Raw genomic sequence first — 15,723 nt, forward strand, 5'->3', positions numbered from 1 at the left:
TAATAAGTATGAATGAAAAGATTGGTATCTGGCTATGGCCTGATACCTGTCCTTTTTGCGGAAAAGTCAGTAGTCAGGGAATCTGCAGAGAGTGCAGACGGAAGTCGGAGGTTTTAAAAATCAGAGAGCCAAGATGCATGCAGTGCGGCAAGCCGCTTCGGTGTAAGGAGCAGGAATATTGTTATGATTGTATGCGGGTGCATCATTGGTATGACCAGGGATGTGCCCTATGGCTTCACAGGGAACCTGTCAGCACATCTATTTATCAGTTCAAATATCACAATCAAAGAGTATACGGAGAATTTTATGCAGAGGAATTGGCCAGGGTTTATGGTCATATGATAAGAGGATGGGGGCCGGATCTTATCATGCCGGTTCCATTGCATAAGAAGCGCAGGAGAAAAAGGGGCTATAATCAGGCGGGGGTCCTCGGACGCAGGCTTGGGAGATTGCTTGGGATCCGGGTGGACGACAAGAGTCTTCTACGGAGAGTTTATACCGATCCTCAGAAAAAGTTAGGACGCTTGGAGAGAAAGAAGAATCTAAGGAATGCATTTGCGTTGAAAGAGAGTTTCAAACCGGTGCCGGTCGTGCTTCTGGTCGATGATATTTATACGACAGGTAATACGATAGATGCTGTTTCGGAGGTTTTAAAGAAGAAAGGAGTCGAAAAAGTCTACTTTTTAACTATAAGTATTGGACAAGGATATTAATAAAATGAGCCTTTCCTCTTAATTTACAAGGGGTCTGGCTCATTGATTGTATTATATGATACTGATTTGATACTAATATTCTGCCTTCTCTATTTTTCTCACAATATCGAGCTGTGCTTTTGGAAAGAGATGTGCGTAAGTGTTCATGGTAATACTGGGTGATTCATGGCCGAGCCGCTCAGCGACTAAGACAGGATTCGCACCCAGGTTGATCAGTAGACTTGCGTGGGAATGCCTCAGATCATGCACGCGAATTTCTTTCACACCGGCTCTCTTTATCCTGGTCTTGAATGCGGACCGAATGTATTGTATCTGCTTATGAAATAGCCTGTATTCCGGATCCGGTTTATACAGCTTCTTGGTGTAGTCCTTAATTTCCTCTGTCAGGAATTCGGGAATATCTACAATTCGTTCGCTATTAGGTGTCTTCGGCGGGTTAATCACGTCCTGGCCAGTGAGCCGGTAAAAGGTCTTGTTGATGTCGATCTGGTTGTTCTTAAAGTCAATATCATTCAATGTCAGAGCCAGGAGTTCACCGACACGCATACCGGTGTAGTAAAGAATCTCAAATATTATAAAATATTCAGGATTGTCGGCAGCAGCTTCGGAAAACTTTGCATACTCTTCTGGCGTCCAGAAGTTCAGCTTACGGCTCTTGGTTGAGCCGATCGTCTTCATGCAAGGGTTCTTTGACAAGCCCAAGTAATCAACCGCATAAGTGAAAATAGCCTTTAAATAAGTGTTGGCAGAGTGTATATAGGCATTGCTTAGACCTTTGCTTAATATGTCCGTCTGCCATGCTGCCACGTCTGCAGGTGTGATGTCTGATACAATCCGGGCATGGAAGAACGGCAGTACATGCCGGTCTAACATGTAGAACCGTGATTGAGCTGTGCTCTCCCGGATACGTGGCTTGATGTACTCCTTGTACTTCTCATACAGCGCTTCAAAGGTAATATCTGGATTCTTGGCAAATTGTTCCAGGAATAGCCGTTCCCATTCCTTTGCTTCGCGCTGAAGCTTAAAACCCCGTTTAAGTTTCTGGCGGCGTGTGCCAGTCCAGTCCATGTAATAAAATTTACAATACCAGGTGCCGCGCTTCTCGTCTTTATAGGTTGCCATTCTATCATCTTCCTTTCATCTGTGCGCGTGGTGGCGGTTTTGAAATGAAAGGATAGTAATTGACATATTTGAAAAGATTGACTATAATATACTTAACAGGATAGCCGGAAGGTGACTGGTACTCACCCGCCCCGGCGCAATTTAATAGTTGCTATTAAGAATAGCCGTTCCTAAACTTTGACGAGAGCAGGACGGCTATTTCTTATTTTTCAGATTCAGAATCGCAACTACCAGCGACGCAAAAGTCAGCAGGATCATGAATTCTTCATATGTACTCATAATAATCACCACCTTCCGCAGGATCTCGGAACGGGTGAGGGCACGTCCCCCGGCTACCCAGGTAAGCATATTATGTTGTCAATGTGCATTCGTCCTGCAGGACGGCCGGAACTGACACCCATTTGGGGGTGAGTGGTTTTCGTCTTGTGGTACGAATTACGCCGGCGCAAATGACTGAGAGCAAAATGGCGTCCAGTACCCACGCCCAAATGGGAGTGGGTGCCCTCGATTAGGGCGGGGTATCTCTGAGATGGAGATGCCTGGGTATAACCATTCTGGACAGGCCCACGCTGCCGATCGGGCTGAGGGGAATATTCCCCCGTGGGGGTTTTCGCCTTTTGGGGCGAATACTATTCGTCTTTTTTCTGGTATTCTGGTATCTTGGTCAAGTCTTCTGCATAATCGGTTAATTTGTTTTTTCCGTTATCATTCAATTTTTCAAATTGCAATAATAAATATTTTTTTAATGTAAGATGTTTGTCATTGGGCGCTTTAACAAGATATTCCTCGCCATTAGCTATATTACGAATAATACTTTCAGCATTAGGGTTATCAATGATATTGCGTAACATTATTGATAATTGGTCGTTAAAATCTAAGCTCGATAAATCAAAGTTATTATCACTATTTTCCAACAGTAATATATCTGAAATTTTCAAAGCATATGCTATTTTACGAAGCGTTTCGCGTTTGGGTATACGTTTTTCATTTTCATATTGAGCTATCATGGCTTGTGATACACCTAATTTTTCTCCAAGTTCTTTTTGTGACAATCCTACTTCGTTTCTGTACTTCTTGATTTGTTCGCCAATAGACATATAATCACCTCGATAATAAGTCTATCATATGAAAGGAAAAAATAAAAGCAAATGTTTATTAAAATACTTGCAAAATAAATAAGCTTATGCTAATATACTACAATAAGCAAAAGCTTATTACAAGTTTTAATGAAGAGGAGGTTAGATATATGAGAATTGACAGAATAAAGCTCATAACAGAGTTAGCAAAGCAAGATCTCACGCAAAAACACCTTGCGGAGTTATCGGGAGTATCGAGGGTAACTATAGGTAATATCCGTTCTGGTAAGTCCTGTACTGATGAAATTGGCAATAAGATTGCCAAGGCGTTGAATGTACCAATAGATCGATTATTGGAAAAGTGAGGTGAAACGTATGTACGTATGTATCGAAAATGTAATTGAATTTATCAAAGACGAAGCACGTGCAACGGTTACATTCTCCCAGGGACGCTATAAGAACAGAGTCAAGCAGCTTGCGAAAAGTCACCCGGAAGAATGCGAGATAGTAGCAGAGAACCAGGACGGCAGTATATGCGCCCATATTCCTGTGAAATGGATTCGGATCAATCCAAGCAAGGAATTATCTGACGAAGAAAGAGAAAGATTATCTAATCACGCTAGAAATATTTTACACAGCAGTACTAATAAGCGTGAAAACAGTCTAAATTCAATCGAAAAGCCTTTAGTGTAGAAATATTAGGCTAAAGGGGTAAATTAGAAATTTGATGTAAATAAATCGTGTGGTGGCGGTTTTGAAATGGAAGGAGGCTTTTACATGTCACAGGAGGAATTTAAGGCAATGATGGATGAGTTGGTAGCACAGGAAGAGGAACGCCTGGGAGTGGGAAGCGAGGACTTCCAGAGACGTCACCGGGAGATCATGGAGCTGATCGGCGAGGCCGAGAGGTACCAGAAGGAAAGGAGGAAGAAATTGGAAAGGCAATTCATAGGAGCGAAGGAGGTAGCGGAAATACTGGGAGTATCAGAAGGTAAAGCTTATGCTGTGATTAGAGGGCTTAATCAGGAATTGAAGGAAAAAGGCTACATAACCGTCCAAGGCAAGGTCAGCCGGGTATTTTTCCAGGAGCGGTGCTACGGGGTGGAGGTGTGAACCTATGGCGCAGAGATGGCCGGATCCGGCACCAGAGAACGCGCTGCAGCAGATCTGCCGGGAAATAGAAGAGGCAGAGTTAAGCGGGGAGCTTCGAGGATTATTCAAAAGAGGCGGGCAGTCAGTCCAGGAGGCGCAGAGTCCACCCGATCAGATGAGTAGGAAGAGTTTTTTAGATTCATTTAAGACAGGTATGAATCTGTATAAGTCAACCTTCATGAAGATCTACGGCTATGAATTAACCTGGCCGGGCTTTGCTGAGGATGCGCTCACCAGATTAGAGATATTAGGCTGCAGCAGAGCCAGGGAATATTATACGTGCGCTGTAGCTGAATATGAGTATGAACATGAAAAGGAGATGATAAGTGTTGCAAAATGGTACAGAAAACAATCAGAAAGGGAAAGGAGTGAGAAGCCACGAGCGAGACAGCAAGAAACAGAACAACGCCGAATAGAACTACTAAACAAAAAGAAACAGCTTTTGTTAGAGAAAAAGAGATTGCTATTGACCGAGAACTTGCAAGAATAGAGGAAGAATTAAACAATGCGCCTGCAGGATGGGTCCTGGATAACGGGAAGACAAGACCAATAAGGCAGCGTGAAAAACTGTCCCTTGTATGCTTGTCTGATATCGAAGAAGAAGAAGTAACTTGGCTATTTTATCCTTACATTCCGCGCGGCAAAGTGACATTATGTGCAGCATATCCCGGAACCGGAAAAACTTATTTACTTTGCTATATGAGCGCATGTGTATCTACAGGAAGAAGTTTCTTCAATTTGGCACCGTTCAGCTCAGAGCCGGGAAAGGTGATCTATTTGACGGCAGAGGACGGCATAGGGGATACCATAAAAAAACGCATGCGGGTATGCGGTGCCAACATGGATAATATCGCGACAGTACCAAATAAAAAGACTCAGTTACTATTTGATGATCCGGAGATAGAGGAATATATGAGGAATTATAAGCCGGATTTGATGATCTTTGATCCTTTCCAAGCGTACATAGGTAGCGATATTGATATGAATGCACCGAATAAGACAAGTGAAAAAATGGGACATCTTGTAGAGCTTGCCGAGAAATATAATGTAGCTGTGGTCATTATCTGTCACTTTAATAAAAATGGAAAAGGCGATGCAATCACTCGTGTTTTGGGTTCAACTGATATTATGGGATCATGCCGTAGTTACCTGGCATTGGGGAATGTTCCGGGTGAAGATGATGTGAAATTTATGTCACATGAAAAATCAAGTCTTGCAAAGAAAGGAAAGACGATTTTATTTGAAATAGACCCAGATCGGGGCGGTATCGTTTATCTTGGTGAGAATTCTCTCACTATGGACGATTACACAGCTATCAGAAATAAGAAAAGAGCAAGAGACGCACCAGCAATAGAAGGGGCGAAACAATTTTTAATTGATAATATGGCGGACGGGCGAAGATTTGCGCAAGAGTTGAAGAATCTGGCAGTAGCAAACAAGATTTCTGAAAGTTCATTGAAAAGGGCTAGGGCCGAGCTTGGTATTATTTCTGAAAAAGAGGATGTTTTCCCCTTTCGGGCAATATGGGTATTACCAGGACATATTGAAGAAGAGCCAGAAGTCAGACAAGAGACGCTTGATTTGTCGTTAGATCAACCGCCCTATAGATGAACTTCTTAAGCTGAACCAACGAGAGAAAAGCCCGTAAATATAATATTTTTATCGTTAGGTCAAAATGAACCAACGTGAACCGTCGTGCGTTTACTCGTTAGGTCAGTTTGAACCAACGGAGAAAAGACTATAAATACGCTGTTTGTGTCGTTAGACCAGATTAAAAAGGTGTATCTATAGAGTTGATGATACCGTACCCATAGCAAAGAAAGGAGAATGGAATTGAAAAGATTATTTATAGTTGATTACAGAGAGAATGGAGTTTCAAAGCACCAGTGTTTCGAGACAAGTGTAGTTGGTCCCGCGACAGATGCGGCGATCGTGACGGCGTGTCATGCTTGTGTGGGCATGAATAACGATCTGGATAGTGTAACTGAGGTTTTCGCAGATATGAGTGCGAAGGAGTTGGAAGAGATTGCACTTACACCGAAGATCCTCTTTCTGCCGAGTCGTCACCTGTACGTGAATGTCGAAGAAGTAAAGCGTTGCGCACAATTATTAAGGGAGGCATAGAAGATCATGATAGCAGGACAAGGACAGGTATTAGTCGATGATATGAACCGGATCGCTGACGCTCTGGAGCGGGTCGCGGACAATCTGGAAGCATTAACTGAGTGTGTCGGATTCCAAACACCGACACCGTACATGAAGGAAGGATATCACTTCTTGCGCATTGATGGATATGTTGAAACTGATAACTAAAAGAAAAGCCCCATAGGTACGGCAATACCTACAGGGCAGCACACAGCCGGAGCCATGCCAAAAACCACTTACATAGTAGCATGAAGTTCCGGCAGAAGGGAAGGATTTTTATGAAATTTATTAAGGATTTAGACGAAACATTCCGTTTACTAGCTCAGTGCGGTAGTGTCAAGTAATCTATGAAAAAACGAGCTGAAAAAAATAGGCTCAAATGAACCTTGAAAACTGCAGATATTGATTCCGAAAAGATCTCCGAGGGCTTAGGGCGTTGCCCTAAGAACCCACAAGGGACCAGTCCCTTGACCCATTTTCGGGCTCTGCCCGAACCCGTCCTCGCCGGAAGGCAGGAAAAGGGCGCAGTTGCCCCTTTTCTGCTAAACAGGATAATCCGTGAGCCTTATGTCAATAGACTTTCGCGGCATATCCTCACAGACGGCGCTACCGTCTGCTCCGGTATTCCACGGTTCTATTGACAACAGCTCCGCTCCGATGCAGGGTTTCCATTTTTCTGCATGTTCAGGATAGTCTGCTGACCGAGGAAGATGAGAAGCTGCCATTTACCCGGCATGTTGTCGGCACTCTGTAGCATTTCTACTTCGTTGAGTACTTTGTATTTCTTGTGTTTATGCGGACGGAGAAAGTTATAGTATGCGACCCAGAGGGCAAGATCGTAATTAGCACCGTCGATGTTGTCAAAGCCGTTTGTGTGACGGTAAGAGGCCTTATAGGTGCGGTTGAGGCGTTCAATCATCTGTTTGAACGGACGATGTTCTGTAGAAACGGCATCGTCGTTGGTAAGCCCAATCACCTGGGTGATTTTGAAGGTAAAATCTTTCCCCAACTTTTTTACAAATTCCATTGCGGCGAGTGGGTAGGCGCTGTAACCGTCGGCAATGAACTTGAAGTTTTCCGGCAGCTTTGTCAGTCCCCGGAAAGCCATACGCATGGCGAGGATACAGGGACCGACACCACGGTTATCCGATACCTGATAGCCGATGATGGATCGGGACGCAGCGTTCATAATAAGCCAGACATAGGTTTTGATACCACGGATTTTTATATAAGTTTCATCGGCAGTAAATACATCCCCTTTTTCGTAAGGGTATTGGTCAACAAAGGGCTTAATGCAGACAGCGGCAGTCTTGCAGTAGTTGGCGATCTGCTGGTGGGAAATGTTGATGTTGTACAGGTCTTTCAGGGCCTGCGAGGTTTTTCGCAGAGAGAGGCCGAGGTTGACATGGAGGGTCAGACACAGGGACATTACGTGGGCATTATGTTTGCTAAATTTCAGGGATGAGGCATTTTTAGGAAGGGTATTTAGATCCATGCTGAAAAAATCCATCGTGAACTCACGGTAGATATAGTGGAGTTTATATTTGTTTTTGCCGTAATCCTCTCGGAGGTCTTCTTTATCCACTTTTTTGAGGTTGTAGAGATAATAAGGGCATTTGGGATTGACGCACTTATGGATGATAAAGTGTTTGCGTTCTTTCTTGGGAACCAGGGCATTGCCGCAGTGCGGGCAGCGTAGTTTTACAGAGGAGAAGCGGCTTTCATGGGGTGAGAACCTTGCGCTGCAGACCTTGCAGAGAAGCTGCCCTTTGGAACCATTATTTTTGTAAAGGAAAGGTTTCGGCGCATTACAGCGGGGGCAGGTGCATTCATCCGGGATATCGCATTCTGACCGGCGGCTGACAGGGCGGATCTTTTTACCATAACGTTTTTCAAAGTAAGGGATTAATTCTTTATAAGTCCAGTCCTGGCGGAAGTCGGTGATAAGAGGGAGTTCATCAATCTTGAACTTCTGGTATTTTGGAGAATGGGAATCATCAAAGGCCCACTGTTTCAGAGGGATGTATCTGCAGATAAAGTTGATCAACCAGCAGTTTTGCTGGTAAAGAGATTGAATGAGAGAGAGTAAATAGGTAATAATATCCATAAGCAATGATTTTCCTTTCAGTGTTTGTGGGTTAGTAATAGTATTGACACAAAAAAGGGAGGTCATTGCTTTTTTTCTTGAAAAAGTGGTGTAATCCTTGGAATTATAAGGTTTGCAACAAAAAATATAGTGGTAGATTTGACACTACCCTCAGTGCTGCGGAGGTTCAGTATATACGTCAATCGGCACAGATGCAGAAGGCGTTGAAATTGCAGTCCCTATGTTTACAGTAGGCGAGCAGCAAAATGAGGGAAGGGAAGAGATTTTATGAAGAAAAAGAAAACTTTAAATGGGGATATTCACATATTGACTCATGGTGCGTGTGGGTGTGATATTCCCTTTGATCAGATCCGCTGTATCACGGATGCGGTAAAGGGATATTATCATCAGAGTGCACCGGATTTCTGGATGTGGAAGATGTTTCAATTTGGTTATGCTTACGGTAAACGTGAAGAGCGTGCCAGGAGAAAACCTCATGAGCGTTAAGATCAGGATCTCATTCACTGAGGATGAAGAGCTTGCCGGAGTGATCCGGCTTCTCTCTCCGGCGCTAAAGTCCTGTAAGGTGTCCAGGAAGAAGGAAGGGAAGCACCGGAACGCTTACGCCGATCTACACCAAGGGTTCCAAAACGACGAATCAGGAGAGGGTGCAGAATGAGGGCGCAGGGGCGCGCCTGGGATACTCGGAAATACTCGGATTTATTGTAGTACATATACTAAGAAATACTAAGGTAAAAACCTTGTATTCATCAGCTTAAAACGCAGTAAGCCGGGCAATTTAAAGGTAACGTTACTAATCATTGAATGGTAACGTTACCTTTCTGTTTGGGGGCTTCTGAATCCTTAGAAAAAGTAGTTGCTGCCTATTGTTCTATCTGATATAATAGCTATAGAGTAAATAGATCATGAGTACCGCACCGGTTTTCTCCTACTGTCGCCGGTGTAAGCCTTCCGAGGCGTGGGAATGATTACAGACGGATTAGTCTGCAGTTGTTCCCGCGCCTTTTTCTATTTGCTCTCAGATAAGCCGACCGGGCGCAAAACGGGGAAAGGAATCAGATATGGAGAGTAACCAGAACATGACAACGACAACCCAACAGGAAGGAACGCAGCAGACTGCGGGGACAGCTCAGCAGGCCGATCAGGGGCAGCAGTCAGAAAAGCTATTTACCCAGGCAGATGTTGACCGGATTGTTGGAAACCGCTTAGCACGCATGAAACAAGACCTGGAAACTTCCGACACTTACAGGCGGGAGCGTGACGAAGCACGGCGGGAACTGGAAAATTATAAAAATAGCGCTTTCCTGAAAGAAAAAGGCGTAAAGGCTGATGATATGGATTATGTCAGCTTCAAGGCTTCACAATTGATAGACGATAAGACAGACTTTAGACAGGCAGCGGAGAAGTTCCTGAAGGATAACCCGCGCTTTACTGGTGTAGGCTATAGGGTAATCTCAACAGGGAAAGCTGACGGCGGATCCGGCAATAGCGGAGCTGAAGACGCAGCGATCAGGAAAGCCATGGGATTGAAAGGATGATTAATACATGGCGATTGAATTAGCTGAAAAATATTTACCTTATGTGGATGAGATCTTTACCACAGAAAGCAAGATGCACTTAGTAACGAATCAAGACTTTTCTTTTGATGGCGCGCATAGTGTCAAGGTCTATAAGATAAGCACCGGGAAGATGAATAACTATGGTCGTAATTATTTTACGGATCCACAGAATAAAAGATGGTCTCACTATGGTGAGATTGAAACATTGAACGCTACTACAGAAAGATTTGCCCTTAGCCGGGATAGGTCTTTCACATTTGAGATTGACGCACTGGACGAAGATGAAACGGTGGGCAACCTTGAGGCATCCAGCGCATTAGCGCGGCAAGTCCGTGAAGTGGTAATTCCGGAGGTTGATACGCATGTATACGGGAAGATGTGCGCGGGTGCAGGTATTAAACCGGATGCGATTGAGCTGACCGCAACAAATATCTATGATGAGATCATCAAGGCGGGAAAGAATTTGGATAATGCGGAAGTGCCTGAGACAGGGCGCGTTCTGGTAATCACGCCGGATACTTATTACCTGATGAAGAAGTGCAAAGATATCGTAATGGAGACTGACATAGGCGAGAACATGAGGTTAAAAGGAGTGATTGCGAACCTGGACGGTGCGAACGTGCAGAGGATTCCGGCTAACAGGCTGCCGGAGGGCTTCGGGTTTATGCTTGTGCATCCATGTGCAACGGTAGCGCCTACCAAGTTAGCAAATTATAAGATCCATCAAGACCCGCCTGGAATCAGCGGATCATTGGTAGAGGGGCGCATTGTGTATGATGCATTCGTCCTGAAGAATAAAGCGAAGGCGATCTATTACCAGGCTACCACACCGGCGGCGTAATACAGCAGTTACCCAATAATTTGATAAAGTGCCCCGGGCTTTCTTTCCTCCGATTGCCTGGGGCATTTTGAATAGGAGGCGGTTACATGGATAATGAACAGTTGGTCGCACGGATCCGGGCGGGTGAAGACGTAGCGAAGAACATGTTAGAGCTCTACAACCAGAACCGGGGATTCATTGTGAAGGTGGCGAAGCGGTACCAGGGATTTGCCGAGATGGAAGACTTGCTTCAGGAGGGGTACATAGGATTGTCCGAAGCTGTCAGACATTATGATGCAGACAAGAATTCTTCATTTATCCATTACGCCGCTTTCTGGATCCGGCAGAGTATGAGCCGGTATGTAGACAACTGCGGCAGTGTGGTCCGTATCCCGGTACAGGCCAGGGGCGAGATCCGCGAGTATAACAGAGTGGTCAGGGAATACCGGAAGTATTACGGTGAATGGCCGTCAGATTGCGCCCTGTGCCGTCTTCTAGGCGTTACCCGGGAGAAACTACAGGAGATCAGGAAAAGTGTCCAGATCGGGCAGATGCGAAGCCTGAGCGAGGTGTTAGGCGGGGACGGGGAGGAGTTCACGCTTGAAGATAGCATAGCATCAGATCAAGACCTGGAAGGGGACGCGATCAGGGAGGCGGATACTGCTGCCATGAAGCGCGATCTGTGGGTAGCGGTGGACAGCCTGCCGGGGGGACTGCCGGAGGTGATCCGAAGACGGTACATTGACGGGCAGACGTTGAAGAGTATCGGGAATGATCTGGAATTAAAGTATGAACGGGTGCGGCAGATGGAGTATAAAGCCCTGCGGGCGCTCAGACAGCCGGGAATCTCCCGGAAGTACCGCAGATACTATGAAGAGTATATATCTGCAGAATGCTGCCATCATGTAGGCGTAGAGTCATTTCAAAGAACATGGACAAGTGAAGTAGAACGGGAGGTGTTAGGATGGATCCAATGAAGAATCATGAAGGGTATCACGACCCGACAGCCTGCGGAGCGGTCCGGAACGCTGCCAGAAGGACCAGGAGAGGGAAGGACGAAAAGTCACGACCTCTCACCTACAGATTGAGAGAGATCCGGTCTTTTCGGGAAAGTGCAAAGTGTCGATTGTGATACTAAAATGATACTGAAAATATGTGCAAAACAGATAAATCACTAAAATGAAAGCATATTATTAAGAAAAATGAAGTATAAATGTTGAAATAATTGTAAAAAAAGTGTAATCTGATTGGACAAGGGTACTGATATTTGTTATACTAAAAATGATGTTTGGATACCTATTATAACATTTCGAGGTGGTTTATGTTAGATAAGAGAAAAGTAGAGGTTATGACTCGTCTTGCTTTTTACGAACAGACGGAAGGAAAGGAAGATTTTAAGGTCAGCGAGTATTATCGCAGAGACTATTCCAGCCTGCATACGATCTGCTCTATTCTGTGGGTTACGATTGGGTATCTCTGTCTTGTAGGTATACTGGTGTTGATCTGGCTGGATGAATTGCTGAGTAATATGTCGAACACGTTGATTATGATGCTGACGGGAATGGTGGTTCTGGGATATATATCTCTGGTCATTGTATATGCGATCATTACCAGTCATATATACAATGAGAAGCATAAGGATGCGCGGCAGAGGGTGAAGAAGTATAACCACGACCTTACACGGCTGCTTAAGATGTATGAAAAGGAGAACAAATAGATGGACAGTATATACGTACTTCGTGGACGATTAGAGGAATTATATGCCAGGAATTCAAAAGTATACGACAAGATACTTCAATTCATATTAGCGGCTGCTACATTTATGGTGATCAATCGGAATATAGGTTTCATGAAGGCGGCAGCGTCCCCGGTGGTATCGCTGGGACTTGCGGTCATCTGTACCTTTCTTCCGCTGTCAGTGACCGTAGTGATGGCGACGGCGCTGGTTCTGGCCCATATGTATTCCGTATCTTTGGGGATACTTGCGATGACGGCGGTTCTTTTTCTGATCATGTATATTTTCTATCTGCGGCTCGCACCGAAGAAGGCATTGATCGTGCTGCTGACCCCGCTTGCCTTTTTCCTGAAGATTCCCTATGTGATTCCGATGATCTGCGGGCTTGTGGCGGCGCCGGGAAGTCTGGTGGCAGTGATCTGCGGGACGATTGTCTTCTACATGATGGAATATGTGAAGAAGGCGGCTGCCAATGTGGAGGGCTCCGGTGTCAAGACCATGCTTTCACAGTCGACGGACTATGTCAGCAAGGTGTTTCAGAACAAGGAATTGTGGGTGATCATCGCCGCGTTTGTTATCTGCTTTTTTGTAGTATTTGCATTCAGGCGTGCGTCCATGGATCATGCGTGGGAGATTGCCATCGTGATAGGGACGATCGTGAATATGATCGTAATCGTTGCAGGCAATATGGCATTGGGAGTGCACACGTCTTACGGGATGCTGATCGGAGGAAGTGTCGCATGTATTGTGACAGGACTGATTCTGGAGATATTTTTCTTCTCTGTGGATTATTCAAGAAGCGAGAATCTGCAGTTTGAAGATGATGAATACTATTATTATGTGAAGGCGGTCCCGAAGCTGTCGGTTGCAAGACCGGAGAAGACTGTGAAGCGGATCAACGAGAGGCAGGAGACAGAGATCATAGATACGGAGTCTGTCAGGAAGAATTCCGGCGCACGGGGGATCCGTAAGGACGGTAAGCGGCCGGTGCCAAGGAAGGGGCAGTCGGTTAAGAAGCATGATATGCGGGAAGTGGATAAGATGCTTCTGACGCAGAGCCTTAGGAAGGATCTGGATCTGAGGAACTAGTACATCATTGTATTAATTCAGATGTACCGGATTGAGCAGAATGATTTATATAAGCTGAGAAGGAGGTGAAGGAATGGAGCAGCAGATCAGCAGGATTGTGGATCAGTATATTCCCAACTGGTATTTTCCTGAGATTAAGATCACGGATATAGTGGAAGTCTTGATTCTTGCGGTGTTGATTTATCAAGTTATGATGTGGATCAAGAATACGAAGGCCTGGATGCTGTTAAAGGGGATGATCGTACTCGCTGTGTTCATTCTGTTAGCCGCTGTATTTAAGATGCATACCATACTGTTTATTGCCAGGAATTCCGTTACGGTCATGGCGACGATCGCGATTGTGGTATTCCAGCCAGAGCTTCGAAGGGCTTTGGAGAAGCTTGGTGAGAAGCAGTTTCTTTCTTCGATGGTACCATTTGAAGCGAACAAGGAGAGGGCACGTTTCAGTGAAGAGACCAGAGAGAGTATGATCGATGCGGCTTACGCCATGGGCAAGGTCAAAACGGGTGCATTGATCGTTGTCGAACAGGCGATACGCCTGACCGAATATGAGAGTACAGGGATCCAGATGGATTGTCTGGTTTCCAGCCAGGTTTTGATCAATATATTTGAGCACAATACTCCGCTGCATGACGGAGCTATCATTGTGCGGGGTGACAGGATCGTATCGGCGACCTGTTATTTGCCGTTGTCCGATAATATGAGGATCAGCAAATCCCTTGGCACCAGGCATCGCGCTGCGCTTGGCATGAGTGAGGTGAGCGATGCATTGATCATCGTGGTGTCAGAAGAGACAGGAGCGGTTTCTGTGGCACAGGGAGGATTCCTCTATCGGAATATCAACGAGAAGGAACTGAGAGAGAAGCTGGCAAGTATTCAGGAGCGGAGAGTAGAAGTCAATAAGCTGACAGCATTGTGGAAAGGAAGGCGTAAGAATGAGAAGAAGACTGACAGCTAATCTGGGTCTTAAGGTATTGGCCTTCTTTACCGCAGTCTTTATGTGGCTTGTAGTGGTGAATATAGATGATCCGATCGCAGAGAACTCTTATACTGGCGTTTCGGTAACTGTGATCAATGAAGAGATCGTGACGACAACAAACAGAACCTATCAGATTGTGGATAATACTCAGGTAGTGAACGTGACAGTCCGTGCGAATCGGTCTGTGCTGAACAGGATCAAGCAGGAAGATATAGTGGCTATCGCTGATATGAAGGAACTGAGTCTTGGCACGCAGATCCCGATCGACGTATCTATTCCCGGATACAGGTATGAGAAGGCTTATACTACGCCGGGCAATCTTCAGGTTAAGATTGAAGATGAGGCGAAGAATAATTTTCCGATCACGCCAACGACCATAGGTACTGTAAGAGAGGGTTATGTCCTGGGAGAGCTGAATGCGAATCCCGAGAAGGTCACGCTGCGCGGTCCGAAGTCTGTGATTGACAGTATCAGCAGGGTTGTGGCGGAAGCAGATGTATCAGGGCTTTCGGAGGACGCGGATATAGAGGCAAGGCTGACGCTGTATGACAGGAATAATAATGTGATCGATCAGACACTTCTGGCCAATAATCTGGGGAAGGAAGGCGTGAGTGTAGAAGTGAAGCTGTATCAGATTGAGAATGTGCCTGTGAAGCTGGATACTTCAATGATAACAGCGGCGAAAGGCTATAAAGTCAGTTCGGTTTCCGTGGAGCCGCGGGAGGTTAGTGTCACGGGAGAGGAATCTGCATTGGCGGAGTTAGATGAGATTAAGATACCGGCGGAAGAACTGAAGCTTGAGGATCTGACTGAGCGGACGGAGCAGATGGTTGAGATAGCGCCATATCTTCCGGAAGGCGTAACGCTTGTGGAAGGGACTGCGGAAAGTGTGATCGTGACGATTCAGATCGAACAGCCGGGAGTGCGGAATTTCGAAGTGTCAACCGGCGCCATAACAGTGAATAATTTATCGGAGGAGCTAGAGATCAGCTATGGGACGACGGTTGATCTCGAACTCCAGATCAGGGGGCCTGCGGAGACATTGGCAGTATTTTCAACTGCCAGGAAAGTAAGTATTGATTTGAAGAACTATGAGGCTCCGGGAACTTATACGGTACCGGTGGCAGTTGAACTGCCGGATGGGTGTTCTCTGGTGAACAATGTGAGTGTGAATATCATACTGGAGAAGAAGTCAGAGGATGAGCAAGAAGAATAAACGGAGGAGA

The 15,723-nt window shown here is 45.5% G+C and carries 22 protein-coding genes; 18 read left to right on the forward strand and 4 right to left on the reverse strand.

The window, feature by feature from the left end:
* Window positions 1-8: 8 nt before the first annotated feature.
* Complete coding sequence (locus tag VSQ62_RS10355; RefSeq protein ID WP_334634779.1) at window positions 9-713, forward strand: double zinc ribbon domain-containing protein; 705 nt, start codon at window positions 9-11, stop codon at window positions 711-713.
* A 72-nt stretch (window positions 714-785) separates the two neighbouring features.
* On the opposite strand, the gene VSQ62_RS10360 is transcribed toward VSQ62_RS10355, so the two are convergent.
* The 3 genes from VSQ62_RS10360 to VSQ62_RS10370 all read right to left on the reverse strand — a co-directional run bounded on the left by VSQ62_RS10360 (window position 786) and on the right by VSQ62_RS10370 (window position 2,932).
* Window positions 786-1,835, reverse strand: a complete 1,050-nt coding sequence (locus VSQ62_RS10360; protein WP_334634781.1) for a site-specific integrase — start codon at window positions 1,833-1,835, stop codon at window positions 786-788.
* A gap of 195 nt (window positions 1,836-2,030) precedes the next feature.
* Window positions 2,031-2,183, reverse strand: a complete 153-nt coding sequence (locus VSQ62_RS10365; RefSeq protein WP_334634783.1) for a putative holin-like toxin — start codon at window positions 2,181-2,183, stop codon at window positions 2,031-2,033.
* Between the two features lie 281 nt (window positions 2,184-2,464).
* Window positions 2,465-2,932 carry a helix-turn-helix domain-containing protein gene (locus VSQ62_RS10370; protein ID WP_334634785.1) on the reverse strand — a complete coding sequence of 156 codons (468 nt, stop codon included), beginning with the start codon at window positions 2,930-2,932 and terminating at the stop codon, window positions 2,465-2,467.
* Window positions 2,933-3,081: 149 nt separating this feature from the next.
* Here VSQ62_RS10370 and VSQ62_RS10375 point away from each other — a divergent pair, with 149 nt between their 5' ends.
* The 7 genes from VSQ62_RS10375 (at window position 3,082) to VSQ62_RS10405 (ending at window position 6,376) form a co-directional block, all read left to right on the forward strand.
* Window positions 3,082-3,276, forward strand: a complete 195-nt coding sequence (locus tag VSQ62_RS10375; RefSeq protein ID WP_334634787.1) for a helix-turn-helix transcriptional regulator — start codon at window positions 3,082-3,084, stop codon at window positions 3,274-3,276.
* 10 nt (window positions 3,277-3,286) lie between these two features.
* Window positions 3,287-3,604: a hypothetical protein gene (locus tag VSQ62_RS10380; RefSeq protein ID WP_334634789.1), complete on the forward strand. Its 318-nt coding sequence runs from the start codon at window positions 3,287-3,289 to the stop codon at window positions 3,602-3,604.
* A gap of 84 nt (window positions 3,605-3,688) precedes the next feature.
* Window positions 3,689-4,024, forward strand: a complete 336-nt coding sequence (locus VSQ62_RS10385; RefSeq protein WP_334634791.1) for a hypothetical protein — start codon at window positions 3,689-3,691, stop codon at window positions 4,022-4,024.
* Window positions 4,025-4,028: 4 nt separating this feature from the next.
* The gene (locus VSQ62_RS10390) at window positions 4,029-4,553 is read left to right on the forward strand and encodes a hypothetical protein (protein WP_334634793.1); all 525 of its coding nucleotides are present in this window, start codon (window positions 4,029-4,031) and stop codon (window positions 4,551-4,553) included.
* 92 nt (window positions 4,554-4,645) lie between these two features.
* Window positions 4,646-5,674, forward strand: a complete 1,029-nt coding sequence (locus VSQ62_RS10395; protein ID WP_334634795.1) for an AAA family ATPase — start codon at window positions 4,646-4,648, stop codon at window positions 5,672-5,674.
* 222 nt (window positions 5,675-5,896) lie between these two features.
* Window positions 5,897-6,187, forward strand: coding sequence for a hypothetical protein (locus VSQ62_RS10400; RefSeq protein WP_334634796.1), 291 nt, complete (start codon window positions 5,897-5,899; stop codon window positions 6,185-6,187).
* A gap of 6 nt (window positions 6,188-6,193) precedes the next feature.
* Complete coding sequence (locus tag VSQ62_RS10405) at window positions 6,194-6,376, forward strand: hypothetical protein (RefSeq protein ID WP_334634797.1); 183 nt, start codon at window positions 6,194-6,196, stop codon at window positions 6,374-6,376.
* A gap of 466 nt (window positions 6,377-6,842) precedes the next feature.
* Here the strand turns inward: VSQ62_RS10405 and VSQ62_RS10410 are convergent, their stop codons facing one another.
* Entirely contained in the window at window positions 6,843-8,315 is a 1,473-nt protein-coding gene (locus tag VSQ62_RS10410; RefSeq protein WP_334633522.1) for a DDE-type integrase/transposase/recombinase, read from the reverse strand.
* Window positions 8,316-8,582: 267 nt separating this feature from the next.
* On the opposite strand from VSQ62_RS10410, the gene VSQ62_RS10415 reads away from it, so the two are divergent.
* The 10 genes from VSQ62_RS10415 (at window position 8,583) to VSQ62_RS10460 (ending at window position 15,713) form a co-directional block, all read left to right on the forward strand.
* Window positions 8,583-8,801 carry a hypothetical protein gene (locus VSQ62_RS10415; RefSeq protein WP_334634799.1) on the forward strand — a complete coding sequence of 73 codons (219 nt, stop codon included), beginning with the start codon at window positions 8,583-8,585 and terminating at the stop codon, window positions 8,799-8,801.
* Window positions 8,791-8,973: a hypothetical protein gene (locus tag VSQ62_RS10420; RefSeq protein WP_334634801.1), complete on the forward strand. Its 183-nt coding sequence runs from the start codon at window positions 8,791-8,793 to the stop codon at window positions 8,971-8,973. Before VSQ62_RS10415 ends, VSQ62_RS10420 begins: the two co-directional genes overlap by 11 nt.
* A gap of 403 nt (window positions 8,974-9,376) precedes the next feature.
* A complete protein-coding gene (locus VSQ62_RS10425; protein WP_334634803.1) occupies window positions 9,377-9,853 on the forward strand; it encodes a hypothetical protein in 477 nt (158 codons plus the stop codon).
* A gap of 7 nt (window positions 9,854-9,860) precedes the next feature.
* Entirely contained in the window at window positions 9,861-10,715 is an 855-nt protein-coding gene (locus tag VSQ62_RS10430) for a hypothetical protein (RefSeq protein ID WP_334634805.1), read from the forward strand.
* An 86-nt stretch (window positions 10,716-10,801) separates the two neighbouring features.
* Window positions 10,802-11,671, forward strand: a complete 870-nt coding sequence (locus VSQ62_RS10435) for a sigma-70 family RNA polymerase sigma factor (protein WP_334634808.1) — start codon at window positions 10,802-10,804, stop codon at window positions 11,669-11,671.
* Window positions 11,659-11,826 (forward strand): hypothetical protein, encoded by a 168-nt coding sequence (locus VSQ62_RS10440; protein WP_334634810.1) that lies wholly within the window; start codon window positions 11,659-11,661, stop codon window positions 11,824-11,826. Before VSQ62_RS10435 ends, VSQ62_RS10440 begins: the two co-directional genes overlap by 13 nt.
* A 189-nt stretch (window positions 11,827-12,015) precedes the next feature.
* Entirely contained in the window at window positions 12,016-12,411 is a 396-nt protein-coding gene (locus tag VSQ62_RS10445; protein WP_334634812.1) for a hypothetical protein, read from the forward strand.
* Complete coding sequence (locus tag VSQ62_RS10450) at window positions 12,412-13,518, forward strand: hypothetical protein (protein WP_334634814.1); 1,107 nt, start codon at window positions 12,412-12,414, stop codon at window positions 13,516-13,518. It begins immediately after the preceding gene.
* 73 nt (window positions 13,519-13,591) lie between these two features.
* Entirely contained in the window at window positions 13,592-14,476 is an 885-nt protein-coding gene (gene cdaA / locus VSQ62_RS10455) for a diadenylate cyclase CdaA (protein ID WP_334634817.1), read from the forward strand.
* The gene (locus tag VSQ62_RS10460; protein WP_334634819.1) at window positions 14,454-15,713 is read left to right on the forward strand and encodes a CdaR family protein; all 1,260 of its coding nucleotides are present in this window, start codon (window positions 14,454-14,456) and stop codon (window positions 15,711-15,713) included. The genes cdaA and VSQ62_RS10460 overlap by 23 nt, the downstream gene beginning before the upstream one ends.
* The last annotated feature ends 10 nt before the right edge of the window (window positions 15,714-15,723 follow it).

This window comes from Sporofaciens sp. JLR.KK001 (assembly GCF_036941055.1).
GTDB lineage: Bacteria > Bacillota > Clostridia > Lachnospirales > Lachnospiraceae > Sporofaciens.